19 protein-coding genes and 1 pseudogene are annotated in these 24,687 nt (G+C 61.0%); 1 reads left to right on the top strand and 19 read right to left on the bottom strand.

All coding sequences use genetic code 11. The annotated features are described in order from the left end of the window. Positions 1–315: 315 nt before the first annotated feature. The 4 genes from NKH29_RS19190 to NKH29_RS19175 all read right to left on the bottom strand — a co-directional run bounded on the left by NKH29_RS19190 (position 316) and on the right by NKH29_RS19175 (position 5,922). Positions 316–3,084 carry a lyase family protein gene (locus NKH29_RS19190; RefSeq protein ID WP_353000375.1) on the bottom strand — a complete coding sequence of 923 codons (2,769 nt, stop codon included), beginning with the start codon at positions 3,082–3,084 and terminating at the stop codon, positions 316–318. Continuing rightward, entirely contained in the window at positions 3,018–4,073 is a 1,056-nt protein-coding gene (locus NKH29_RS19185) for a cysteine synthase family protein (RefSeq protein WP_353000373.1), read from the bottom strand. Before NKH29_RS19185 ends, NKH29_RS19190 begins: the two co-directional genes overlap by 67 nt. A 10-nt stretch (positions 4,074–4,083) precedes the next feature. Next, on the bottom strand, positions 4,084–5,085 hold the full coding sequence (locus NKH29_RS19180) for a GHMP family kinase ATP-binding protein (RefSeq protein WP_353000371.1): 1,002 nt from the start codon (positions 5,083–5,085) through the stop codon (positions 4,084–4,086). Positions 5,086–5,667: 582 nt separating this feature from the next. Beyond that, positions 5,668–5,922, bottom strand: a complete 255-nt coding sequence (locus NKH29_RS19175) for an Lrp/AsnC ligand binding domain-containing protein (protein ID WP_353000424.1) — start codon at positions 5,920–5,922, stop codon at positions 5,668–5,670. 677 nt (positions 5,923–6,599) lie between these two features. On the opposite strand from NKH29_RS19175, the pseudogene NKH29_RS19170 reads away from it, so the two are divergent. After that, positions 6,600–7,262: pseudogene (locus NKH29_RS19170) on the top strand (transposase); the annotation flags it as partial. Between the two features lie 767 nt (positions 7,263–8,029). On the opposite strand, the gene NKH29_RS19165 reads toward NKH29_RS19170, so the two are convergent. The 15 genes from NKH29_RS19165 to NKH29_RS19095 form a co-directional block, all read right to left on the bottom strand. Next, complete coding sequence (locus NKH29_RS19165) at positions 8,030–8,815, bottom strand: response regulator transcription factor (protein WP_353000370.1); 786 nt, start codon at positions 8,813–8,815, stop codon at positions 8,030–8,032. 27 nt (positions 8,816–8,842) lie between these two features. Beyond that, positions 8,843–9,322 carry a NifX-associated nitrogen fixation protein gene (locus NKH29_RS19160; protein WP_353000368.1) on the bottom strand — a complete coding sequence of 160 codons (480 nt, stop codon included), beginning with the start codon at positions 9,320–9,322 and terminating at the stop codon, positions 8,843–8,845. 17 nt (positions 9,323–9,339) lie between these two features. After that, the gene (gene nifX, locus NKH29_RS19155) at positions 9,340–9,834 is read right to left on the bottom strand and encodes a nitrogen fixation protein NifX (RefSeq protein WP_353000366.1); all 495 of its coding nucleotides are present in this window, start codon (positions 9,832–9,834) and stop codon (positions 9,340–9,342) included. Further along, on the bottom strand, positions 9,800–11,182 hold the full coding sequence (gene nifN / locus NKH29_RS19150; protein ID WP_353000365.1) for a nitrogenase iron-molybdenum cofactor biosynthesis protein NifN: 1,383 nt from the start codon (positions 11,180–11,182) through the stop codon (positions 9,800–9,802). Before nifN ends, nifX begins: the two co-directional genes overlap by 35 nt. 8 nt (positions 11,183–11,190) lie before the next feature. Then, positions 11,191–12,681, bottom strand: a complete 1,491-nt coding sequence (gene nifE / locus NKH29_RS19145) for a nitrogenase iron-molybdenum cofactor biosynthesis protein NifE (protein ID WP_353000363.1) — start codon at positions 12,679–12,681, stop codon at positions 11,191–11,193. Between the two features lie 63 nt (positions 12,682–12,744). Then, positions 12,745–14,286, bottom strand: coding sequence for a nitrogenase molybdenum-iron protein subunit beta (gene nifK, locus NKH29_RS19140; RefSeq protein WP_353000362.1), 1,542 nt, complete (start codon positions 14,284–14,286; stop codon positions 12,745–12,747). 129 nt (positions 14,287–14,415) lie between these two features. Continuing rightward, positions 14,416–15,918 carry a nitrogenase molybdenum-iron protein alpha chain gene (gene nifD / locus NKH29_RS19135; RefSeq protein WP_352706817.1) on the bottom strand — a complete coding sequence of 501 codons (1,503 nt, stop codon included), beginning with the start codon at positions 15,916–15,918 and terminating at the stop codon, positions 14,416–14,418. 98 nt (positions 15,919–16,016) lie between these two features. Continuing rightward, positions 16,017–16,910 (bottom strand): nitrogenase iron protein, encoded by an 894-nt coding sequence (gene nifH / locus NKH29_RS19130; protein ID WP_352571098.1) that lies wholly within the window; start codon positions 16,908–16,910, stop codon positions 16,017–16,019. Positions 16,911–17,388: 478 nt separating this feature from the next. Next, positions 17,389–18,645, bottom strand: a complete 1,257-nt coding sequence (locus NKH29_RS19125) for a type II toxin-antitoxin system HipA family toxin (protein WP_353000361.1) — start codon at positions 18,643–18,645, stop codon at positions 17,389–17,391. Further along, positions 18,620–18,949, bottom strand: coding sequence for a helix-turn-helix domain-containing protein (locus NKH29_RS19120; RefSeq protein WP_353000360.1), 330 nt, complete (start codon positions 18,947–18,949; stop codon positions 18,620–18,622). The genes NKH29_RS19125 and NKH29_RS19120 overlap by 26 nt, the downstream gene beginning before the upstream one ends. 121 nt (positions 18,950–19,070) lie before the next feature. Continuing rightward, positions 19,071–19,406 carry a hypothetical protein gene (locus NKH29_RS32670; RefSeq protein ID WP_502911283.1) on the bottom strand — a complete coding sequence of 112 codons (336 nt, stop codon included), beginning with the start codon at positions 19,404–19,406 and terminating at the stop codon, positions 19,071–19,073. Positions 19,407–19,790: 384 nt separating this feature from the next. Next, positions 19,791–20,957 (bottom strand): NAD(P)/FAD-dependent oxidoreductase, encoded by a 1,167-nt coding sequence (locus NKH29_RS19110; RefSeq protein ID WP_353000358.1) that lies wholly within the window; start codon positions 20,955–20,957, stop codon positions 19,791–19,793. Between the two features lie 54 nt (positions 20,958–21,011). Next, a complete protein-coding gene (gene fni, locus NKH29_RS19105) occupies positions 21,012–22,076 on the bottom strand; it encodes a type 2 isopentenyl-diphosphate Delta-isomerase (protein WP_502911286.1) in 1,065 nt (354 codons plus the stop codon). Between the two features lie 70 nt (positions 22,077–22,146). Further along, positions 22,147–23,049 carry a terpene synthase family protein gene (locus tag NKH29_RS19100; RefSeq protein ID WP_353000355.1) on the bottom strand — a complete coding sequence of 301 codons (903 nt, stop codon included), beginning with the start codon at positions 23,047–23,049 and terminating at the stop codon, positions 22,147–22,149. Next, positions 23,046–24,596, bottom strand: coding sequence for a hypothetical protein (locus tag NKH29_RS19095; RefSeq protein ID WP_353000353.1), 1,551 nt, complete (start codon positions 24,594–24,596; stop codon positions 23,046–23,048). Before NKH29_RS19095 ends, NKH29_RS19100 begins: the two co-directional genes overlap by 4 nt. Positions 24,597–24,687: the final 91 nt, after the last annotated feature.

Here is a 24,687-nt window from a genome sequence, read left to right as displayed (position 1 = left end):
TTGATTACGCGACCTCACTTTGCCACAGCCCAGGTCGCTATCCACCCTCCTCATAGGATCTGAACAGTTCGCCAGTTTGATCGTTGCCGCCTGGCACCTGCCCTACCGGAAAGCGCCGATGACCACCGACACGCCGCTCGCTCGCTACAGCGCTACTAACGGCGCGCTCGCGAGCGGCTTCGTAACCGCCGAGCTACACCACCTGATGGGACACGACCCTAAACCATCGCTGCTCGCTTCGAGCACTACCCCAGGACCGACACATTGCCAAATCAACGCGCCAACACCATTGACTTTGTCCTCACATAGACTTCTTCAGGCAAACAAGTGCCCATCAATAAGTTCCTTCACTCTCAGTTTGCGGTGCATCTCGGCGCGCATCCAGCGTTGCCGTATGTCCGCGCATGCCAGATCCGTGTCCCGAAACAGCGTTTTTGCTACTGAAATCTGGTCGTCGGTTGATCTTTTAGCGGGCCCTCCTCCGAACCGCAGAACGTCCCTGCACTCTTCAAGACTCGCCGGCAACGCATCAGCGAGATGCCTAGCCAGCTCACTTCGGCGCTCCGCCACGCAGCCATCCTGAGCCAGGCGTTCCGCGATCTCGCCAATTAGTGTGTGGGCACTCCTGAAAGGAATGCCTCGCGACGCCATCCGTTCGGCAGCAACGGTCGTCATCGCTGAGCCGTCTTCCAGATTGTCACGCATCGACCGAATGTTGAACGACATAAACTTCAAGATTAGCGACGTGAGGGTTACGGATCGCTTCAGCGCTTCTTCTGCAAGGCTCAGTGAAGAGCATCCGTAGTTGCTTACCTCGATTGAGTTACTGAAAGGTGCTTTGGATGTTGCCGTCGCTGCAGAAACGTACGCGCCAATTACGGTGCTTGCCGACCCTTTGATGTGTTCAAGCAGAAATGGGTTCTTTTTTTGCGGCAGCATGGAAGAGCCGCCAGCAAGATTGTTAGGGATGTCGATAAGCGCAAACTCCCGCGTTGTCCAAACTTGCAGGTCCTGGGCCACACGGCTGAGCAAAATCGAAATACCAGCGAAGAGCGAAAGCGCTTGTAGGTGATGGTCACGGCTCGCAACAGCATCAAGTGAGTTGATTGATGGCAGTTCGAATCCCAGAAGATTTGCTGTCTTTGTGGGATCTATAGCCATGCTGGTGCCTCCGCCGGCACCTGCCCCCATAGGGCAGTTCCGGATGTCTTCCAGCAGGCAATGGAGGCGCTGGCGCTCGCGCCCCAGAGCGAAGAACACGCCAAGCAGATAGTGCCCTGGCGATCCAGGAAGTGCGATCTGGTACTGACTGTACAACGGAGCCACAAGTCTCGATGCTTCCTCCACTCGTTGAAGCATGACATCTTGCACAGTTCCTATCTGTTGCGAGATGGAACACGCAGCTTCCCGAAGCACCAGGAGAGAAATGGCCGCGTTCAAGTCGTTGCGGGATCTCGCAAGGTGCAGCCAGCCGGCCCTTTCGGGGCCAGCTCTCGCGGTAAGTTCTGCCTCATAAGCTAGATAGACACCACGGGGAGCAACGCGGCCCTCCAAACACTGAAAGCGCTCGTCCTGAAGTGCCAAGATATGCTTGAGGAGATCGGCAGCCACTGCTTGGCTGACCAAGCCCTGGTCGGCAAGCATCACCAGATGTGCTTCGTCTATGGACGCTTGGTGCCGCAGAAGGCGGCCGTCCCGCGCGATTTCGATCGGCGGAGCGAGCAACTTCATCGCTTCGGGATGCAGGTTCCACTTGCTCTGGCTTGACCCAACGACTTTGTCGTTGTCCGCTTCGCAAGCAGCCGCCTCAATATCGATCACAATGGAATCGATCATCCGTTCAGCCGCCATTGCGGCGGCATTGAGTTCATCCGCAACCCCTATGGCGTAGGCTACTCGGTCTCTAAAATCGCCATTTATTTGAAGTTCCTCTCCTTCAGATTTCAAAAGTCCCGCCTCAGGGACTGTCGCATCTGGATCTTGCGAAAAGCTAAGGTATTTGAGCCTGCCGGGCTTATCAGCAAGGCGGAAACGGATGGCTCCCGCTCTTGTGCTCGCTCGGAGGGGCGTGAACGCTTGCCCTGCGTAAAGTTCGATTACCATGTCCAGGACTGACGTACCCACCGCGTGCGAGAGCATGACTGGGATCATTCCTCCGGCCAGCCTGGGATTGACCTCGATGATGATTGGGCCCGACTCTGCTATCACGAACTCTACATGAGCCGGTCCGAACTCCAGGCCCAGGGCCGACACGGCGCCCGCCGCAAAAGAGGCCAGTTCTTTAAGGGATGGCTCAGGAAGGGGAGCCGGGAAGTCGTGCCCTACTTCGACGAAGCAGGGAGTGGGCCCCTTGTGCTTTGCAAGAATTCCAAGGCAGTGCAGCTCCCTGTCGTGGGCAATTATCTCTGCAGAGTATTCTTTCCCTTCCACGTATTGCTGAATGAGTATGTCGGGACTGGTGAGCTCCACTTGATCTAAGAGTGCGTTCTTTGCGCCCTCAAACGCTTTGATGGCGGCTGTGGCACTATGGCACAGCCGCACGCCGCTACTACCGCTTCCGGAGACTGGTTTCACGACGACGGGCAGAGTGACTTGGGTAAGAATGTTCTCAATGTCTGAGATGGATGTGGCTAGCCGAGTTGCAGGAATCGCGAATGATTGTCGCTGCAACTCGAGCGCTTGCTTCCATTTATTTCGGCATGTGACTATGGCCTCTGGACTGACTGCTGGTAACCCCATTGCGGTCGCGGCACGTGACGTAGTTTCCATGAAATAATCCGACGATGAGTATATTCCCTTCAGCCTTGCTATTTTGCTAGCCACCCCGATAACGTCATCCGGATTGCGAGTTTCAGCTTCGATCACTTGAGGCGCCGCGGAGTCTTTTAGAAACGGGTAGCGCGCTCGATTGCGTACAACGAGATACGGTTCAAAACCCAAGGCTCGGGCCCGCTTCAATAATAATTCGCCAGTGCCCGTCGTGTTGCTTTCTACGAAAAGGAAGCTACCTCGGCTCATCAAACTTGCTCCAGAACGTTTAAGACAGCTTCCCGGCTTTTCCGTCTCCAAAGATATCGGTTCCATGGTGGGAGAGCCGTCGACGGATGATTTTCGGTCGCCGGCGCATCCAGCGGATCACCTTCGTTTAGACATCCGTTCTGCTTGAGCCACTCGCGGTCGTACGCAGCTTCGACGTAGCGGTGGCCTTCATCCGGACAAATGACGACTATGGTCTCTTCTGGATACTGCCGAGCGCGCCACCGCCCCACGATGTAACTCGCCCCGGACGTCGGACCGGCGAAGACGGCGTGCCGCTCGTGGAGGGTTCGTGTGGCAGCAAATGCGAGAGGAGCCGAGATGAGATGCACCTCGTCATAAAGTTCATGCTTCACATTCTTGGGGACAAGACTGTTCCCCAGCCCCCGCAGTTTCCGTTCGCCATCCGTTTGGCCGAAAATTACGCTATTGAAGGTGTCCACTCCGATCAGGCGTGCGCCAGGCGCCTTTTGGCGGAGTCGCTCTATCGTCCCGCAAGTAGAACCGCCTGACCCTACAGACCCGACCAATGTTATGTCCGGGCCCAACATCTCCGATATTTGGTCGGCGAAGAGCTTATAGGCTGCTGGGTTATCCGGTGTTTCGTACTGCCGGGGCCAGAAACAGGAGCGGCCCGACTGTCTCATCCTGGCCTCTAACGCATCAAGACGGCTTCTTTGATAGCCACCCTGCTTCGCCTTTTCGGTTATTATGAAGACTTTGACCCCCAACGAATTCAGCCTGTTTTCCAGACCCTTGTCCATCACTGGGTCTGTGAAGATCTCAAGTTGGAATCCACGTTCGCGGCACACTACCGCTAAGCCCAGTGCGAAGGTTCCGCTGGAAGTCTCGAGCACTTTCATGCCGTGCGTCAAAGTCCCGCGGGCCAGGGCATGCTCAATGATGTACTTGGCGGGAAGAAGCTTCATGAACGCGAACTGCGCAACATATAGGTTTGTTTCACACCTTATGACGCTGGGAAGAACATAGGCATCAGAATAGCCGGAGAATGGCACGCGTTTGCGGAAAGCGTTCATCCTGCTCACCTCACTGACAGCCAGCCATGGTCAGATGTATTTTTGCCGACTCGTCGAACACCGATACATCGGCGAGCACGGACTGGAGTTTGAGTGGAAAGTCAGCCGCCATTCGATCAAGCAGAATTCCGATCATTGTGCCGCTGTGGGCGACTATGACCCCGAGAGCGTCAGTAGCCTCGGATGCTTTCAGCATGGAGTTCAGACGCTGCTTCGGAGCCCGCTCCTGATGCAGGAGCGCGCTGGCCGTGGCTATTTTGCCTATTGTGGCCGTGTCACCCTGTGGAATCGCTGTCCGTGCGCGGTCGAGTAATTCGTGATATTCTGCCCGTTGATTGGCGGAGATTTCACCTCGCCGTTGATCATAGTCCACGGTCTCGACCGTCCCTCCTTCATCGATACCTACGACTGCAAGCGGCGGCATTTGCCCAAGGAAGGAGAGAAGGCGACATGATCGCTGCTGATATGCAACCACCCCTGGGTACATCACCCCGTCCGAAGGCTCGATCTCCGACATCAGTTTTTCGATCAATGAAGTGCGAATCCTACGCTTAAAGCAGCGCGCGATTGACCGTGCCGTCGCAACAAGATCCGCAGACGAACTCGCCAGTCCTTTGCCTTCGGGGAGTTCCGATTGCAAAAGCAGAATTCCTCCTGAGGCCTCGAGCGCAATCACAAGATTCTCAGCCAGTCGTTTTGCTTTGACTTTATGTGACGGATAAACGGTCACTGATTTTGTGCCCGCAATCGGCATGAAGTGTGCCCTCGCAAAGAGTGCGATCGGCATCGTGACCAGGAAGTGAGGGTCCCGGGGAACGGAGCCCGCTGGCAGCTGGCCTTGCAGCAACTCGCCGAATGTGCCGCAACAAAGAGCCTCGCCGGAACGAACCCTCGGCCGCTGCGCATCCTCGGCGATAATCTGGGCTGCGTCTGCGCCATCGAACGTCTGGTGACACATATATGGGCCCCAGACTTCATCGGCGGCCGCTTCGAGAAGTTCTCTCGTCGACATGCTTGGGTCGCTTCCAGAAGGGATGGCATATGTAGACTTTTGGTTTGTCATATTCTTGTCAGGTGCATTGAATGTGCGTCTAGCATGGCACGGCCGAAACTCATCAGAATTGGCGCGCGTTTCGGTTCGGATACTTTGATTACCTAGGCACCTACGGCCCGTTCGGTGAACGTAGCATTGGCAGCGCGTTTTGTTCGCAAAGCTTCTGTGAAATCACTTGTAAGATCTGTTGCGCTTTATTGTCAGCGGGCGAGGCATGGAGCAACCGACGAAACGCGTTGGGCGCCCGCGGGGGCGCCGCTTCAACCAATCAGTGGTCCTGCTTTGCCCTTAATCTGATCGGCAACGGTGCACCAAGTTCTGAAGAGCCTATCCAACGTGCAGGTCTGCCTCCTTCGCCGAAGGAGGCAGACTTCGGAGACAGCCGGTGAAAGGGTTAGAAGCTACCCCGGATTACGTCAGCTTACGCTCTGTCGCGTCGGCAAGGCGAAACGGCCATTTTGCTCATCAGACGCGATTTGGTCATGGTTGGCTACGTGTGCCTTCTGCATGAGCGGTTACGTCAGCGCAGTCCGGCGAAAGCTATGGCGTGGCCCGTCGCTTTACTTTGACAAGGTCAAGCGCAATCATGCTCTTGAATTTCCGCACGTTCGAATCGGTGTTTAGCTTCGTATTAACAAACGCCTTGAAAGCCTCGACGTCATCCACAGCCAGGACTAGGACGAAATCGGCGCTGCCCGTGGTCAGGTAGCACTCGGTCACCTCCGTAGCGGCTTGCATCAAGCGCTTGAATCTTTCGACAAGCTCGAGACATATTCGATCAAGCTCTACGAGCACTATAACCGTGATCAATTTACAACGAACCTTTCGACCTAGGACCAAAGCTTGCCGATTTCAGAAGCGACGTTGCAGGAAGCTCAAGATCTTTGCCGCCCCAACGCCTCAAGCTAGGTCGGCATGGCAGACCGTAACACGGGGATCGTTTGGGCGATCATCAAACCGTGGCGGCCCCGGAGAGCCATGCGCTCACCTGATGCTCCTTCCAGTTGGAGGCGCGCCGCTGCTGGCTAGCGCGCGTCAAAAGCGAAATGCAAGTCAGTTCAACCGCCTGCGCACTACATCGGACGTGTTTCAGTCGGGGGGATATGCAAGTACCGTGCCGAGCAGACAGCTCTTGAATTTCGTCTTGGGTAAGACTTGAGACAAACAATGTTGGTAGGATCTCTGATAAAGCTGTCGAGCTCCGGACAATGGCTGATGGGCTTTAGCGCGAACACTCCTGGCCTATTCGGCAGACGTTCTTCAGCTTCCCGCTAGCACCTAACGTGAATCCTTATCGAAGCGGGCTACTTCTTCGCAAAAACTCTCCTCGAAGAGTCCCCTGCCCCGGAAGGCTCAATCGGCGTGGTGTTCCAGTTCGGTGGGGTCTCCGAGAGTGTTCCGGACGAAGAAGTGGCCTGCTGCCGGTTTCGTGGAGACCGAGATAAGGTGTTTGACGGAATTGGAGAGTGGGAATGCAAAGAAGGAAGTTCAGCCGCGAGTTCAAGCTTGAGCGGTGAGATTGATCAAGGATCGGGGCGTTGCTGTGGGTTAGGCTGCTCGCGATCTCGATGTCCACGAGAATGTGCTGCGTAAATGGGTGCGCCAGCTATCGGCCGATCCGCAGCATGGGTTTCCCGGTCATGGGCAGATGAAGCCTGAGCAGATCGAGATCGATCGGCTGCGCAAGGCAGGCGGAGCGACATTCTAAAAAAGGCCGCAGCCTACTTCGCGAGGGAAGTGACATGAGGTTCGCTTTTATCGCGAGGCACCGGAACATCTGGCCGGTGGCATGGCTGTGCGAGGCTCTGGATGTGTCGCGCTCAGGCTTCCTGCTTGGCTCCAACCGCAGTCCCAGCGCTCGTTCCCGGCACGACGAGATCCTCGTGTCCAGGATCGACCGCAGTTTCAAGAGCAGCGACCGAACCTACGGCGCCAAGCGCGTCTGGCATGACGTGCTGGCCGAGGGTCTGTCCTGCGGCCTGCATCGCATTGAGCGGCTCATGCGGGAGAATGGGCTACGTGCCCGGCCGCGAGGCCGCGGACTGCCGAAAGATACTGGCGAGCGCTCGGCAGTGTCGGACAACCTCCTTAACCGCGCCTTCGAGGCATCGGCGCCAAACCAGAAATGGATCGCCGGCAAACCAGCGCGCAGTTGCGGTGTTCAGCTCCCGGCCAGTGGTGAGGGAATCGTGATACGATGCGGCTTCGGTCCGAACGCGGCCTGCCGCGCTGAAACGACTCTCTTCCTCGACCTGACGCCGGCTCGAGTATCGGTGTTTTGAGCGCATTGAGGACGCCTGGGCCTTTGCCGGGCCGTTGGTCTGCGCGTTACGGATCGTCCGGCGAGCAGACCCCCGAGCGCGCGTTAGAGCCGTCCGGGGAGTGTTCTTTGCGACAGTGCGGGGCCGACGATTGTCAGGTCGTTGCAGATCGCCCGCTGTTGCACCGCGTCACCGACGCTGGCCTGATCGCACTTGACAATATCGACATCATAGCACCGCCACGTGGCTCTCAGCAGTTTGTGAATTTCCCTGGATGTTTTTTCCAGGCTGGCTGTGTCCTGTGAAAATGTCTCGATTTGCCTGTACCGTTTTTCAAATCTGGCAATCGCCTTTTGCGTATTGTTCAAGCCATTCGGGGATGCCATCGCCTAGCGGGCGGAGGCGACATAACGACCAGCGGAGGCGACATAATCAGGACGGACAGATATGCGCCGACCTCGGCGCACAAGCCGGCAGCTGTTCTGACGTCCCGATCGGAGTGGTCAGGTCCTGCTACACTGAGTAGGCTTTTGAAGGCCATCTGACTGCTTCTCCCTGAGTATGTCGCGCCCTTAGCGGGTTTCGAAGCCGCACGACCTGCACCACGACGCAGATAGGGAGTGGCACCCCCCCTGCCCAATCTAGTCGTCCGGCTTCTCCAGCGAGTAGCCGGCCGACCTGACGGTGCGGATGACGCTACCTGGCGAGGCCGCCTTCAGCGCCTTTCTGATCCGGCTGATATGGACGTCGACAGTGCGTTCACCGATATGGATATTGTTCGGCCAGGCCGCGTCGATCAGCTCGTCTCGGCTGAAGACCTTGCCGGGAGCCTCAAGAAATTGCCGCAGCAGGTTGAATTCGAGAGGTCCGAGATGGATGTCGTGGCCATTACCTCGAACCCGGTGAGCATCGAGCTTCATCTCAAGCGTGCCGCAGCAGAGCCAGCTGCCGTTTTCTATCCCGTTTGAACCCGGCTGTGGCAGCGCCAGCTTCGTGCGTAGACAGTCAAGCAGCTTGGCCGGCGCGAAGGGCCGCACAAAGCTCTCGTCAATACCTGCCTTCAAGAGATCGAGGTGCTGGTTCTCGGCGCCGGGCGCGATCAACGCAATGACGGGCAGGCCGCCGGTCCGGGGCTCCCCCTTGAACCGGGCGCAGATTGTGGAGCCTGTCGCGCTTGCTGGCCCGCAGTCCAGCACTACCGCCTGGAGCTCCCGTTCATCGGCCAATGCAAGTGCTTCCTTCACGCCGCCTGCCGGCTCACTCGTGAAGCCGTCCACTCCCAGAATGTGGCTGAGGAACAGATACAACTCAGCATCTTGCGAACAGATCAGTACCAGTGGCTTCATCAGCGCTACCCCAAGAGCCACATCGGCCTCGACCGCCTCGATTGAGAGGGCTGGCCATCGCATGTCCTCAAGGCCTGACATGATCCCCTTGATCGAAAATAGGTTTCATCACGCCCGCGCCACCTTGGGATAAGCCTCAATGGCTGCGGTGGCATCGCCGGCCAGTTGGGTACCTGCCGCGGCGAGTTTCCAGAACGTCTCGAAGCCGAACCGATGGACGTCGCGCAGGGTCTTCGACAGAACGACCAACCGCCCGGCCGTGAGAAGCACGCGCCCGAAGCCCTCATGGCTCATCTCCATCATCGGCGATGCCATCAAGCCGGAGCGCTCCTCGATCGCAAGCCCGACGGCGGTGTAAAACATCTGGAGCCTCCACAGCACGTCCGGATCGGGATCGCCGATGATCGGGATCGCACGGCGCTGTTCCCTGGTGATGATGAAGTCGCCCAGCAGCTCGACGTCCGATTTGCCTTCCCAAGACCCGTGGGAATCATGAGCCCGGACCAGCCGCACGAGGCATTTGACGAACGGGGTGGCAAGGGCCGCCTCCTCTTCCGCGACAGCAGGGCTAACCACGGCGTCAGACATTTCGCCCACTCCTCATTTCAGTCCTCGTCCTCGAAGGACGGTTTCTGTTCGGCGATACCTGCCTGCGCCAGCACCTTGAGCAGCCAAGGGGGAGGACACCTCCTGAGCATCATCTGCGTGCGCACCAGCACCTCTTGGATGGTCTGGGGCTGCGGCACTCTGATCGGATGGATCTTTGCGGAAACAAGTTTGGCTGCCGAAGGTCCGCCGATCGCCAGACAAAACAGCAGATGACAACCCTTCAGCGCCTCCACCTTCGCGGTGATGCGGTCATCGCCCTCAGGGTGCTTTCCGCTCTCGTCGGAAAAGTCATCGAAGGCTACGGCTTCGATGAGATTCCACTCCTCGCGTCCCACGTCGTAGACAGCAAAGCGCCTGGCCGAACCGAAATGGGCGTTGAGGTTCTTCATGTCCTGCGTGGCGATCGCCACGCGCACTGCGCCGGCTTGGCGTTCCGGCGTCGGTGCGTGAACCTCGTCAGTGACGAGCGAGAGGCGACGGACGGAGCTCATCTGGGATTTCTCGCTTACGGAGTGGGTCAAGTGCCTCAGGCGTCGGCGCGTGCCGGTCGGCTTCAAAAATGTTGGCAACCTCGAAGATCAGGTCGCGGGTCCCCTGGTAGAGGATTGTGAGCTTGTGCTGGCCCCCGAGCCGGTCGAAGATCGGGAAGCCGACCCGCATGAGCGGAATGCCGAGGCGCTGCGTCGCCTGGCGGCCGTGGGAATGAGTAACGAAAAGATCAGCGCTGGCGCCGAGAGCTTCCAAATCGCCGAGATCCCCGATTTGAACCGACTGCGCCGGTACTTCCTCCAAAATTTTCGACATATCGGTCGTGGTGACCGCCGCCGCGATTTCGGAGCCCATTCCGATGAAGAAGCTCGCGAGTTGGTAGAGTTGGTCTGGTTCAGCAGCGATCGCAATTTTCTTGCCTCCAAAGTGGAAATGTCCGTCGAGCAACGCGTCCTGCAACTGCGCCCGCCGACGGCGCACCCCAGCCGGGGCCGCCGCGCCCGAAACCGCGGACAGCAGCGAGACGAAGCGGTCGGCGTCCTTCAATCCAGTCAGCGACCGGAACAGCACGTAAGGCACGCCAGTCAGCCTCTGCAGCAGCTCGGCCGGGCGGCGCATATGCTCACCGATGACGATGCATTGCTCGGCCGTGCCAAGCTCGCGGATGTCCTCGACACTGGTGCCGCCATAGGTGGTCGTGACCCAGCGGTCGGGCACCGTACCGTCGAGCGAGCCGGAGATGTCCGGCAGGATCACGGGCTTCAGTCCAAAGCTTTCAACCATCTCACGCAAATGCTCGATATCAGCCACAGTGAGGTTCCAGCCAGGCAGGATCACGATCTTCTTCGACTGCCGCGCCTGCTCGCCGGGACGCGTAATCCTTTCGATCATCGCGGTGACAGCCTTGGCCCAGCCCTCTTCGATCGCGCCGTCGAAATCCGGTGTGTTGGCTAGCACCACCTCCGTACCCGCGAGTTCTTCCGTGCGCTTCAGCCTGATATTGGCGATATCTCCTGCGCAGTCTTCGCCCCGGGTTTCCACCAGCGCCGTCGTGCAGACCCCGATCAGCGTTGGCTTTGCGCGGGCCTTGAGGTTGAGGACCGCCTCTTCCAGATGGTCTGCCCCGCCGAGAATCGTCGCCACCTCGTCCATCGCAGTTGTCTGCAAGGGGATGGCTTCCTTGAAATGCCGCACGAAGAGCACGAGCGCGAAGCTGGTGCACCCCTGGCTGCCGTGGAACAACGGCATCGCGCCGTCGACGCCAAGAAAGGCCAAGGCGGCACCCAGCGGCTGCGATGACTTCAGCGGATTGACCGCCGCCGCTTTGGTCTGGGGAAGGATGCGGACCATCGGCTTCCTCAACACTCGCCGAAATCGTCGGCCGTCGTGCCGGCGAATTCCTGGACAACATGCAAGGTCGCGGTCTCGCTTTTCGTGCTCGGCAGTTCCTCCCTCACCGCAGGCTGGCGATCCCATGGTGCCGGTTCCCGCACCTGGCGCCAGATCGGGTTATGAATGGCGAGGTCGATCTGGCGTACGAGTTCCACCATGCCGTCATAGCCGGCGTAAGGATGTTGGCGCTCCTGGTTGATATCGAGCCAGGGTGTCTTGGCCTTCAGCGCGATGAACTGCGTGCGCCCGCCCGACAGCATGATATCGGCCTTGTGTTCTGAGAGCATGGCGTAAAGCTCGCGCGGCGCCATCTGCTCGAATATGTGGTTGTCGTCCTTGAGTATCTGCTTGATGCGCTCCTTGTCTTCGACGGTCGACTTCTTGACAGAGGTGCCGACGATCTCGATGCCGATCTCCATCAGCGCATGGACAACCGACCAGGACTTCACACCGCCGGTGTTGAGCAGCACGCGCTTGCCTTCGAGCCTCGGCCGGTAGGCCGCGAGCTTCTTCCAAGCGATCGCCTCCTCCTCTGCAATCAATGCCTCGGTGCGGCCGAGGATCTCCGGATCGGCACCCTTCTTCACGAGCAGCTGAGAGATCTGCCGGAGTGCTTCCGAGGTGTCGGTGATGCCGTAGAAGGAGCCCTCGAAGAACGGGATGTCCCAGCGCTGCTCCATCTTGCGGGCGAGATTGATGAGCGCGGTCGAGCACACCATCATAGCCGCCCGGGCGCGGTGCGCGCAGGCAATGTCGAAGTAACGCGCGTCGCCCGGAATGCAGGCGCGCACCCGGATGCCGAGCCGATCCAGCAGCGGCTTCACCAGCCAAAATTCGCCCGAGAGGTTGAATTCGCCAAGAATGTTGATGTCGTAAGGGCCGGCATCGCCGGGCTCCACCGCGCCGATGACATGCTCGAGCAACGCCTCGCCGGCAAGCTTGTTGCCGAGATTCTTGGAGCCGACGAAGCCCGGCGCATTGACCGGCACCACCGGTAGGCCGAACTTTTCCGCAGCGCGCTTGCACACGGCCTCGATGTCGTCGCCGATCAGCGCCGTCACGCAGGTCGGATAGACGAAGATAGCCGGCGGCCCATACGCTTCCTTGATCTCGCGGATCGCTTTGAAGAGCTTCCGCTCGCCCTGCCCCATCACAACATCGAGTTCGCTGAGATCGGTGGTGAAGCTAGTGCGCCACAGCGTTGGCCCGGACGAAGCCGCACCGCGGTTGTCCCAGGAATTGCCCTCGCAGGCGAGCGGCGCATGGATCAAATGCGCAACGTCGGTGATCGGCTGCAGCACGATCTTGGCACCATCGAAGGCACAGCCGCCGGCCGCCGCCCCGGGGGTCAGTGGCTTCGAACAGCCCTTTTTGCGCGCCTTGGCATCCTTGCCGCGGTTCTGCTCGCAGGCGGGCTCGTTGAAGACATCTTGGATTTTGGCTCTGAGCGAGGACATTGCGTCGGTCTCCAAAGTCCCTCGAGAAGACGACCGGCCTCACCGAAGAGCCGGCCGCCACGCTTAGCGGGTGAGGTCATACGAATAGTCCGTCACGCCCGTCTCGCTTGTCTCGCGATCGAGCTTGTCGAAGATCTTGTCGAGGATGGTCGTCAGGACGCGCAACCCGCCTTGGTAGCCCATGAGCGCAAAGCGATGGTGATGGTGGCGGTCGAAGATCGGAAACGTCAGCCGGATCAGCGGCGTGCCGGTGTCGCGCTCCAGATACTTGCCATAGGAGTTGCCGATCAGCAGGTCCACCGGCTCGGTGAAGAGCAGCGAGCGCATCGCCCAGAGGTCCTTGCCCGCCCAGACTTGAGCATCCTTGCCGAAGGGCGATGATGCAAGCAGTTCCTTCAACTCGGCTTCCCATGCCGAGGTGCCGTTGGTGGCGAGGCAATGGGTCGGCTCGCCGCCCGTCTCCATGATGAAGCGGGCCATGCCGTAGACAAAGTCCGGATCGCCGTAGATGGCGTATTTCTTACCGTGCAACCAGGATTGGCTGTCCGCCATGGCGTCAACAAGTCGGCCGCGTTCGAGGCGGAGTGCCTCGGGGATTTGCTTGCCGGAAATCGCGGAGACCTCCATCAGGAAGTCGTCGGTAGCCTTGACTCCGAGCGGGTAATGGAACGAGGCAGTCGCCTGCCCCACTCCCTCGCAATACTCCAATGTTTTGCGGGTGTTGTAATGCTGCAGCGACAGCGTCGCCTCGGCGTTGAGTGCCTCCCTCACGTCTTCGATCTTCGTGCCGCCGTCATACATGCGGTATTCGCCGTCGGACGGCGTGTCGAACTGGTCAGAGGCGTCTTGGATGAAGGTATAGGACACGCCTATCAGATCAAGCAGGCGCTTGAGTTCCCGGTTGTTGCCAACACAGAAGCCGTCGAAACCCGGAATGACGTTGATGGTCCCCTCGGCTTCCGTTCGCTCCTCGCCTTTCCAGAAATGCTCCAAAATGCCCTTGACTGTGACGTCGTAGCCGTCGACATGGCTGCCGACGAAGGCCGGCGTGTGGGCGAAAGGCACGTGGAAATCGCGTGGGACCGAGCCTTGGTCCTTGGCATTCTCGATGAAGCTGTGCAGGTCGTCGCCAATGACCTCCGCCATACAAGTGGTCGAGACGGCGATCATCTTCGGGTCGTAGAGTTGGTACGTGTTGGCGAGCCCGTCGACCATGTTCTTCAGTCCGCCGAACACTGCCGCGTCCTCGGTCATCGAGGAGGAAACTGCCGAAGCAGGCTCCTTGAAATGGCGCGACAGGTGCGAGCGGTAATAGGCCACGCAGCCCTGGCTGCCGTGGACGAAGGACATCGTTCGCTCGAAGCCCGCAGCCGCGAACACCGCGCCGAGCGGCTGGCAAGCTTTGGCGGGGTTCACGACAAGCGCTTCGCGAGCAAGGTTCTTTTCGCGGTATTCCCACGTCTTGGTGAATTCGCGTTGGTCGGTAACGACCTGGTCCGGGTGCGGACATTCGAAATTCAGCCTCTTCTCGGCGAGCATCTGCCTGTATTCCGACTCGCGGAACAGGGGCGCGTGGTCGAGAACTTTTTCAGCCGACTGCGGCATGGGTGGTTACCTCTTCTCCATCTGGCCGCGCCATACGGCGGCACAGGGACGTCGAAACGTTTCAGGTCTCCCGCGGACAAAGGGCCACAGGCGTTCAACGGCCTCCCGGCTTCCGGGAGGCCAGGTTTTTCATTCGGCTGCGATCGCCGCCGACGGCTCGGCTTTTTTCTTCCAGGGAGCGTCGTAGAGGCCCCAGACCGGGTTGTTGATGGCCAGATCCATGTCGCGGGCGAAGATGGCGAAGCCGTCGTAGCCGTGATACGGGCCGGAATAATCCCAGGAATGCATTTGACGGAACGGTATGCCCATCTTCTGGACCGGGTACTTCTCTTTGATGCCGGAGCCCACGAGATCAGGACGGATCCCCTCGATGAACTTCTCCAGCTCGTAACCAGTCACGTCGTCATAGATCAGCGTGCCCTTCTTCACGTAATGGCCGGTGCGCTGATAATCGTCGTTATGGCCAAATTCGTAGCCAGTGCCGACAATAACCATGCCCAGGTCCTCATATGCCGTGACAACGTGACGGGGGCGCAGCCCGCCGACATAGAGCATCACCGTCCTGCCTTCGAGGCGCGGCCGGTACTTGGCTATGACCGCATCGACCAGGGGCCGGTATTTGGCGATGACCGCCTCGGCCTTGGCCTCGATTTCCGGTCCGAAATGCTTGGCTATCTTGCGCAGAGAGGCTTCAGTCTGGGAGGGGCCGAAGAAATTGTACTCCATCCAGGCGATGCCATACTTTTCCTCCATATGCCGGCAGATGTAGTTCATCGACCTGTAGCAATGGATGAGATTGAGCTTGGCCTTTGGCGCTCGCTCTATTTCGGCCAGCGTAGCGTCGCCCGACCAGTTGCCGACCACGCGCAGGCCCATCTCCTCGAGCAGGATGCGCGAAGCCCAGGCGTCGCCCCCGATATTGTAGTCGCCGATCACATTGACATCGTACGGGCTGGCCTCGAACTCGACGTCCTTCTTCTCGAACACCCAGTCGCGGATCGCGTCGTTGGCGATGTGGTGGCCGAGTGATTGCGAGACGCCGCGGAAGCCCTCGCAGCGCACCGGCACGATCGTCTTTTCGTGCTCCTTGGCCTTGTTGCGGGACACCGCTTCGGTGTCGTCGCCAATCAGGCCGATCGGGCATTCGGATTGCACACTCATGCCCTTGTTCAGCGGAAACAGTTCCTCGATCTCGTCGATGATCCGTTCCAGCTTCTTGTCGCCGCCGAAAACAATGTCCTTCTCCTGGAAATCGGAGGTGAACTGCATCGTGACGAACGTGTCGATGCCGGTCGTGCCGACGTAGTAGTTGCGGCGTTGCGACCAGGAATATTGCCCGCAGCCGACCGGGCCGTGCGAGATATGGACCATATCCTTGACTGGACCCCAGACCACGCCTTTCGAGCCGGCATAGGCGCAGCCGCGAATCGTCATTACTCCGGGGATGGACTTGATATTCGATTTGACCTCGCATTCGGAAAGGACCTCGCTTTCCTCGCCAGCCTCGTCGCCGCTCTTTGCGACGCTGAGGTGCTTTTTGCGGCGCTTCGCCGCCTTGTCAGGATATTGCGACAGCACCTCCTCGATAAGCTTCGCATGTAGGGCGCCGTCATTCTCGTATTCCAGGCTCATGAGACCCCTTTCAAGGTTCAGGGTGACGCCTCACCAACGAGGCGCCGTTCTTTGAAAGGCGCGCCACGTCAGGCCGCGCCACCAGTCAGTAGCGGTCGTTACTGTGCGGCCGCCTTCGCCGCTTCCTTGACCTGAAGCTCGGCAAGCATCTGCTCGTCCGTCTTCATGATGCCGAAGTCGAGCAGCATGTCCTCGAGCTCCTCCATGGTGATCGGGGTGGGGATGGTGCCCTGGCCCGAATTGTTATGGATCTTCTCGGCCAGCGCTCTGTATTCCCCGGCCTGCTTGGAGTCCGGCGCATACTGGATCACAGACATCTTCCTGAGCTCGGCGTGCTGGACGATGTTGTCGCGCGGCACGAAGTGGATGAGCTTGGAATTGAGCCTGGAAGCCAGCGCTTCGGCGAGGTCGAGCTCGCGGTCGGTTTGGCGCTCGTTGCAGATCAGGCCGCCGAGCCGCACGCCACCCGAATGAGCGTATTTCAGGATACCCTTGGCAATGTTGTTGGCGGCATAGAGCGCCATCATCTCGCCGGACATGACGATGTAGATTTCCTGAGCCTTGTTCTCGCGGATCGGCATCGCGAAACCGCCGCACACTACATCCCCGAGCACGTCGTAGGAGACATAGTCGACATCGTCATAGGCGCCGTTCTCCTCGAGGAAGTTGATCGAGGTGATCACGCCGCGACCGGCGCAGCCGACACCCGGCTCGGGGCCGCCCGACTCCACGCATTTGATGCCTTTGTAGCCGACCTTGAGCACATCCTGGAGTTCGAGGTCTTCCACCGAACCTTCCTCTGCCGCGAGGTGCAGGACCGTATCCTGCGCCTTCGCGTTCAGGATCAGGCGGGTGGAGTCGGCTTTGGGGTCGCAGCCGACGATGAGGATTCTCTGCCCGAGGTCGACAAGGGCGGCGAGGGTATTTTGGGAGGTGGTGGACTTGCCGATGCCGCCCTTGCCGTAAAAGGCGATCTGACGCAAACCTGACATGTAGCTTTCCTTCCTTCGTTCCATTCATCGCGGCTGCCGCGACACGAATGCCGGTCGGGCAGCTGTCGCCGCCTCGCACTCAAGGTTTCAAGACTCGTGCCAATTTGGCTCGTCGAATCGAAGAATAATTTTGTGGTTGTTTTTCAGGTATTTAGCTTGAAGCTGCAGAAAGGATCGTCGGAACAAGCCGTGTAGCGGACCCGACAATGGCGACACAAAGCGCGGATCGCGATCCCCAGTCACGCATTCGTTCGAACCGCATCGTTGTGTTGAGGTGGGCGAACAGCATCTCGACCCTCTTGCGTTTTTGCGGGATGCTGCGAACTCTCCTGTTCCGGCGAGCTGACGTGCTTGGTCTCGCGTGCCCTCATCGACAGTGCGCGGAATCTTGCGCCACGCTGGCATACCTGCGAGCCACCGCCATCAATTCGGGGCTGCGGGCGATCATCCGCAATATCATCAACCCAAGAGGCTCGGCTCACTTATTGGCGCAGGAGTTCAGTATCGGCGTCATCGCCTTCACATGTTCGTCGATCCGCTCGAGCACTTTCGCCGCGACAACGTCGCGCTCAGGCAGATGCCACCAATGCTCGTTGACGAGTTCGACGGTCTCGACCACTGCCTTCAGGACTGCCGGCTCCGGAAGCCTTGCACGGTTCGCGAATGCTTTCCATCGCGGTGCTGCTAGCGCCTTGAACGAGCGCTCCCCTCCAAGCGAAAGCGCCATGGCGTCGGCGGGAATATATGGCACGGTCGACAGAACGTCGTAGATTGGTGCAAGCACCGGCTTGTCGCCGTTGCCGGGATAAATCAAAGACCAGTTCTTCAGGTGCATGTCGCCATGGCCGGTGATGACCGTCAGCGCCAGGCGGCGGACGAATTCGAGAGCCGCCGTAGGCGAGACGGCTACGCCAAGGGCCAAGGCTATGTCGTGATAAGCGGCCCCCTCATTTTTGCGCGAGGGATAGACACCGAAGACCTGAGCGAAATCCTCGATGTGTATCCTCTCGCCATCGGCGCCGCGATCGAAGCGTTTGACGAGAAGGACCTTGCCCTCCGACAGCGTGTTGAATTCTTCGGGAACGCCCTCAAAATCGGACTTCTCGACCAGTTCGCATTCAGGAACCTCCATGCCGATCGCTGCAGCCAGCGCCAGGTTGGCGAATTCGTTCTCGGAAACGCCCGGAAACGCCGCCGAAGGGAACTTGGCGATGTACCGGCCCTGCTCGTCGTCCATCGGCAAGGTAAGGCCACCGCCTTTTCCAGTGTTCTTCATGACCGACAGCTTCATCTGCACGCCGGCAAGTGAGAACCGTGCCTTGGGCTTATCTTTTGAAGCATCCTGCGAAACCGCTATCGCGCCGTCACTGGGCAACGCCCGTACGGCTCCCGGCAGATCGGCGCCCAGCGCCGCTAAAAGATCGAAATCATTGCCTGGCCGAACATTGCCTTCGTGGTGCTTTTCCATCGCCTCGCGCAATTTCTCCTCCGGCAGGAGGTTCGCGAAGAAAGCGGGCAAGGCGCCCGCCAGAGGCTTCGGATCTTTCCGCAATCCTCCCGTCGCTGCCCGGAACGACAGGCTGAAAACCGGAAAGCCGCCCGTCGCGCGGTAGGCCTCATCGAAGTTGAAGGCATTGAAATCGCCCGGCGTCCTAACGATTGTGCCGACCTTCAGTGCGTTCAAGAGCACGTCCAGCGACGGGATCGTCTTAGGTGCGCGAAAAACTGGAGCCATGATCGTCATCGTCAGGTTGAGGAACAAAAGCGGGTCGATCGTCATCATCATTCGGACGCAATAGAGCCTGGACAGCCGGCACCATGACTTGCGGAACCATCATCATTTCCAGACCGAGTGCGCGAGCGATATTCATGAGCGTCGTCGCACGCGCCGCTGCGGCTCCCTTTTCGATGTCGCGATAGCGGGGACGGGATATACCCGCCAAGTCAGCGACCTGCTCCTGCGTCATGGCAGCGGCCAGCCTCGCCTGCCTGAAAAGCCCACCGATTTCGCGCAGAATTTCCGACTCAGAGTCGATCATGAGACCTATACGATCCATTCCAATGCGCGATGATACGCAAAGGTACCTCATCCAGCGAGCAAGTCAAAACTTTTATGATCTGTTCGCGTATCATATATGAAGATAATGATATGCAAAGAGATCAATCCTTCTTGGAGGATCTCTCAGGCTTTAGCGCCGCACAGCGAACGGCGTTCCTCCGAGACCAGCTGCTATGGCCACCGGGCTCCTCTGATGGCGCTGCCGCCGGTTTGCCCGGCTTCTTGCGGCCTGCGGCCTGGCGCTGCTCTTCTTTTTCGGCCTCGGTCCGGCGCTCTTCTTGCGCCGCCAGCTTGGCCTCGGCTTCCAGCGACACCTGCTGGATCTTGGCCAGCCGGTTCTGCTTGTCGCCGGCCCAATCCGGCATCTCGTCGCCGCGCTTGTCCTTGCCGAAAGTCACGTCCTCCTCGGCATCCGCGGCCTCGGCCGCCGTCAGCATGCGAGCGACCTCGGCTTTCCAATTCCAGCTCGCGCTTCTTCATGCGCTCATAACTCATCGCCTTGTGTTTCGACGCGTTCGCCTTGATCTTCTTGCCATCCAGCGCGACATGGCCGAGTTTGACCAATCCTGCCGTCTCACACAGCTTCAGAACCTGCACGAACAGCGCCTCGAGCGCCTTCAAATGCCGCTTGGGGAAGTCGCTGATCGTCCGGAAATGCGGCGGATCGAGCGCCACGATCATCACAAAATCATTCCGTTCGCGGCAGGCCCTGGCCGGCTGTTTTCGCCAGCTTTGGGCCATCGACCGCCTGTCGCGTTCCTTCGCGCCCCTCTGTCCCTCCAGCATCAAAAGGACGGTCGCGGCGCACCCGCCCTTCCTGCTCAAATCACATTCAGTTCCCGAAACGGCCGCCCGTCGGCGATCCGGCTGTACCCGAACGCCGAGCAATCCACCGTGCGATAGCCGCCATGCACGATCAGTTCGGCCAGCGCCTTGCCGACCGCCGGAGCCTGCTGCAAGCCATGGCCGGAAAAACCGTTGGCGAAGAGGAAATTGCCGACCTCCGGATGCGAACCGATCACCGCGTTCTGGTCGAGCGTGTTGTAGTCGTAATGGCCGACCCAGGCGCGCGTCGGCTTGATCGCCTCGAAGGCTGGAATGCGGGTCGCCAGCACCGGCCAGATCACCTCTTCGAACAGCGGCCAGTCGGGGTCGAAGTCGGCGGGATCGGCCGGTCCTTCGCCCTCTTCCGGCTCGGCGCCGCCGGTGATGTAGACCGAGCCCTCCGGCCGGACATAGATGCCGCTCGGGTCGACCAGCAGCGGCATGTCCTCATATTTCTCTCGCGCCTCGAAGACGAAGACGTTGCGCTTGCGCGGCTCCACTGGCAGCGCCAGCCCGGCCATTGCCGCCACCTTGCCGGCATTCGGCCCGGCGGCGTTGACGACGGTGCCGGCCTCGAGCCGCTCGCCATTGTCCAGAAATACACCAGTGACGCGGCCGCCTAGCCGCTCGATACCGGTCACCGACGCCGTGATAAAGTCGACGTTCTTCGTCCGCAGTGCCTTGCGGAACAGCATCAGCATCGCATGCGCGTCGAACCAGCCTTCGCCGCTGCGGCCATAGGCGCCGGCAGAAATGCCCTCGACCGACAGCCACGGAAAGCGGCGGACGAGCGCCTCCGCATCCTCGAGCAGGATGTCGGCGCCCTCGGCCATCTGCGCTTCGTGGTTGGCCCGCAGGATAGGCAGCCCGTTTTCGCCGGCAAGGATGAGATAACCGCCTTCGCGAAAGCCGATATCGGCGTCCGCGCCAAACTCTTCCCTGAGCCGCCGGAACAGTTTCAGCGTGAACTGCGACAGACGGATGTTTTCCGGGATCGAAAACTGCTGGCGGATGGAGGCGCAGGACAGCGTGGTCGCGGCGCGGGAAAATTGCGGGTCGCGCTCGATCAGCGCGATTGAGCCCGAAAATGCTTCCTCGCGCAGATAACAGGCGACCGAGGAGCCGACGATGGCTCCGCCGATGATGATGATGTCGTAGCGCACTTTTTCGCTTCTCCAGTTCTAGGTGCCCGCCGCCACGTGCGGGCGACGCCGGCATCAACCGGCGGGCAGATGTGCGGAGGGCAACAAGCGCGCCTGACGCAACGCCGCCAGATCAGCCGAGCCGGTGCAGAAGCAGGCGACGGCCAACTGGCGGATGACGATCTCGAAATGCGCGACAACCGCCTCGGTGGATACCGTAGCCGCGCACAGCACGCCGGCCGCCTGCCCGGCGATGTCCGCGCCCAGGCGGATGGCCTTGGCCACGTCGACGCCGTCGCGGATCCCGCCCGACGCGATCAGCTTCACCCTTGGCAGCGCCCGACGTACCGCCTGCACGCTGGCCGGGGTCGGAATCCCCCAATCGGCGAACGCCATCGCCACTGCGCGGTCGGCGGCATCGCGGGCGCGCTCGCCCTCCACCGCGGCCCAACTGGTGCCGCCGGCGCCGGCGACATCGATCGCCGCCACGCCCGTCTCAACGAGCGCACAGGCCACCGAGGCGGACAGGCCCGACCCTACTTCCTTGGCCACGATCGGCACGCCCACGCTTCGCGCGGCGCGAGCGATCTGCGCCAGGACGCCGCGCCAGTCGCGGTCGCCCTCCGGCTGTACCGCTTCCTGCAGCGGATTGAGATGGACGATGAGTCCATCGGCCTCCAGCGCATCCACCGCCCGGCGCGCGAGGTCCAGGCCGTCGGCCTCGCGCAGTTGCGCGGCGCCGATATTGGCCAGCAAGGGAATGTCTGGGGCCAGGCGGCGCAGCGCGCGCGTCAGCCCCTGGGAGTTGCGGGATTGCAGGCTCACGCGCTGCGAACCGACGCACATGGCGATCCCCAAGGCTTGCGCTGCCTCGCTCAGATGCCGGTTGATGGCCTCGGCGCGTGGCATGCCGCCGGTCATGGAGCTGATCAGCAGCGGCGCGCGCACGGTCTTGCCCAGCAGCGAGGCGCGCAGGTCGATCTGCGTCAGGTCCAACTCGGGCAATGCGCAGTGTTCGAAACGGATGTACTCCCAGCCGGCGGCGGCCTTGGCCGGCGCCGTTCGCCGATCCAGCACGATGTCCAGGTGGTCGTCCTTGCGCCGGCTCAGGTTGGTGTCGCTCATGCTCGCTCCATCCATCGCATCGGGCGACGGCGTTGCGTCGGATCGGACCGACTGCAGCGCGCGCACGCCGCCGCCTCCCGCGCGTTCAGGCCGGCGCACGCTGGCCTCCCCCCGCAGCGCCGCTGCGGTAGCGGCTGGTCGAGGTCTGGTAGTACTGCGCGCGGATGGCCGCCATGGCCTCGATCAACGGTTCCCACGGCGCGGGAAAGCGTTCTTTCGCCATTACCTGGTGCAGCATGCGCGTATGGCCGGCCAGCTCGTCGTTAAGGAACTCCACCACAGGCATAGCCGGATAGCGCTGCAGCAGCAGGATCGCCGCGTTGTCGGCCTCGCCGGCCGACCTGTCCTTGTCGCGTCCATGCAGATCGTTCTGCAGGCGCCCTATCGCGGAGATGAGCCGCAGGACCTGGCGAAACGCCGGACGCGCGCGCAATGTCGCCATGTCCAGCCCCCACAGCAACGACAGGCAACAGAACACGTTCGTGTAGGCGATCGAATCGATGCCGTTGTTCAGGTACTCGGCGTAGGACCAGCGTTCCGCCCCTGCCGCCTGCGCGTGTCCGGCGCGCAGCGCCGCGCAGTAGCACCGGGTATCGTCGAGAAGCTGAGCATAGTCGCGACGATCGTAGGCAAGCGCGGCCAGCGAAGCGCGCAGCACAGCGCAGCCCTCGAATCCGGGGAGCGCGCCCGGCTCGCTCTGCGCCAGCGCCTGCTCCACCGCGGCGAGCTGCTCCGGCGCGATCAGGCCAAGATCGTTGCAATCGTCGAGCCAGAACAGCAGCGCCAGTTCGCGATAGAACGCCACGATCAGCGTTTCGTCCTGCGGATCGCGGCCGGTGCGGGCGCTGGTGTCGCGCAGGCTCGGGTAGATGCGCTGCAGGATGTACTGGCCGCCCCTGACCGCTTCCACGGCATGCTCGTCGGCGAACCCGGTCAGGGAACGCCCCCACTCCAGCACCTGCTGCAGCGCGCGTTCGGTCTGGATCATGGCGCCGCTCCTGCTCCCTCGGCCAGGACGCGCCGCCTCCAACGAACCGCCAGCCACAACCCGGCGAGTTCGGCCACGCGCACCACCCGGGTGGGGCAATACAGTTCCTTGCCGATCCACAGCGGCGTCTGCGGCAATGCATGCGCCGCATGGCGGGCGAGCATCCACTCCAGCGCACGCGCCACCGCCTGCGCGATGCGCCGGCGCCCTGTCGGCTCTTCGCTCCCATCCATGACGTGCAACGCGAACAGCGCATAGGCGGTTTCCTCGAATGTGGACGCGCGACCGGCGCCCCAGCCGCCGTCGCCGCGCTGCGCCTGCAGCAGCGCCGCCAGCGCGCGCTCGTCGCGCCACTGGGGCTTGCCTTGCGCCAGCGCAGCGACCGCATGCGCGGTGGGATACAGCCACGAAACGTGCCATTTTTCGTTGTCCCATAGACCGTGCGGGTTGCGATTGGCCTCGACGTAGGCGCTGGTCCCAATTGCGGGCCTTCCCAACAGTCGCAACGCATGCAGGGCATGGATGTTGGTCGACACCGAGGCATTGCGCTCGCCGGGGAAGGTGACGAACAGCTCGCCGATTTCGAAATGGCGCAATGCATCGACCGCCGGGTCGCGGCCTGCAAGGCGAAGGACGCACAACGCAACGGCGGTGTCGTCCGCATCGGCCGCGAAGTGCAAGGCCGGGCCCAGACCGCGCACGCCGAGGCGGGCGTCGAGCTGCGCGACGATCACTTGCACCGCCTCGGCGAGCGCGGGATGCGCGAACAGACCCGCCAGATGCAGGGTGTACAGCGACCAGCATGGCTCGAACACATTGATCGGCCAGACATTGGGAACGACACCTTCAATGCCGGTGCGCGTCGCCCGCGATGCCGCCTGCAGATACCCGTCGGTGCGCCCGACCTGCGGCGTTCTTCCCTGTGTCACGGCGTGCGCACGCCACGCGGCGGTGGCCGCCGGACTGATGCCGATGCTGCCGTCGTCGTCCGGGCATGCGGTGGCCGGCGACGTCCCCCAGGCTTCCCAGGAGTGCAGCAACGGATGGCCTCTCGGCAACCTCGCCACAGCCCCCAGCTTGACCAGGCGTGCTTGCCGCAACGGCAACAGCGCCGGGTGGCGCGGAAACGCTAAGCCGCCCAGCAAGGATGCGGCCTCGTCGCACAACTGCGGCAGGATCAGCTCCGCGCCGATGGGCGCGTCTTCTGGCACCGCATGCGCGTAGGGATCGGGCTGGCGCTCGATGAACCGGGTTGCAGCCTCGACTGCGTCGGCAGCGCCGGGAAGGGGATCGGCACGCTGCAATGCAAGCAACGCCGCCCACGTGGGCGCATGGCGGAACAGCGGGAAGTCCGCACTTCCCCACCCGCCATCGGCCTGTTGCTGCGCGATGAGCCACCCGTATGCGTCCTGCCGACCGGTGCCGTTGCCGTGGAAATGCAGAGCTCGCGCCGTGTCGTAGACGGACGGACCGACGCTGCCGCCGTCGCTCATCTCGCTCAGCAGGTGGCGCAATTCGGAAAGGATCTGTTCGGACAGCGCGTTCACGCGGGATGTTCCTTCTGCAGAGGATTAACGAGAACCAGGATCCGGCAGACGCCGCGCACGTCCCCGCCGACTCGGACACAGTGCAGCATGC

Source organism: Mesorhizobium sp. M1295 (genome assembly GCF_040318135.1).
In the GTDB taxonomy this organism is placed as follows: Bacteria; Pseudomonadota; Alphaproteobacteria; order Rhizobiales; family Rhizobiaceae; genus Mesorhizobium.
The sequence above is the reverse complement of the archived record's forward strand: the minus strand, read 5'-3'. Positions and strand labels throughout refer to the sequence as shown.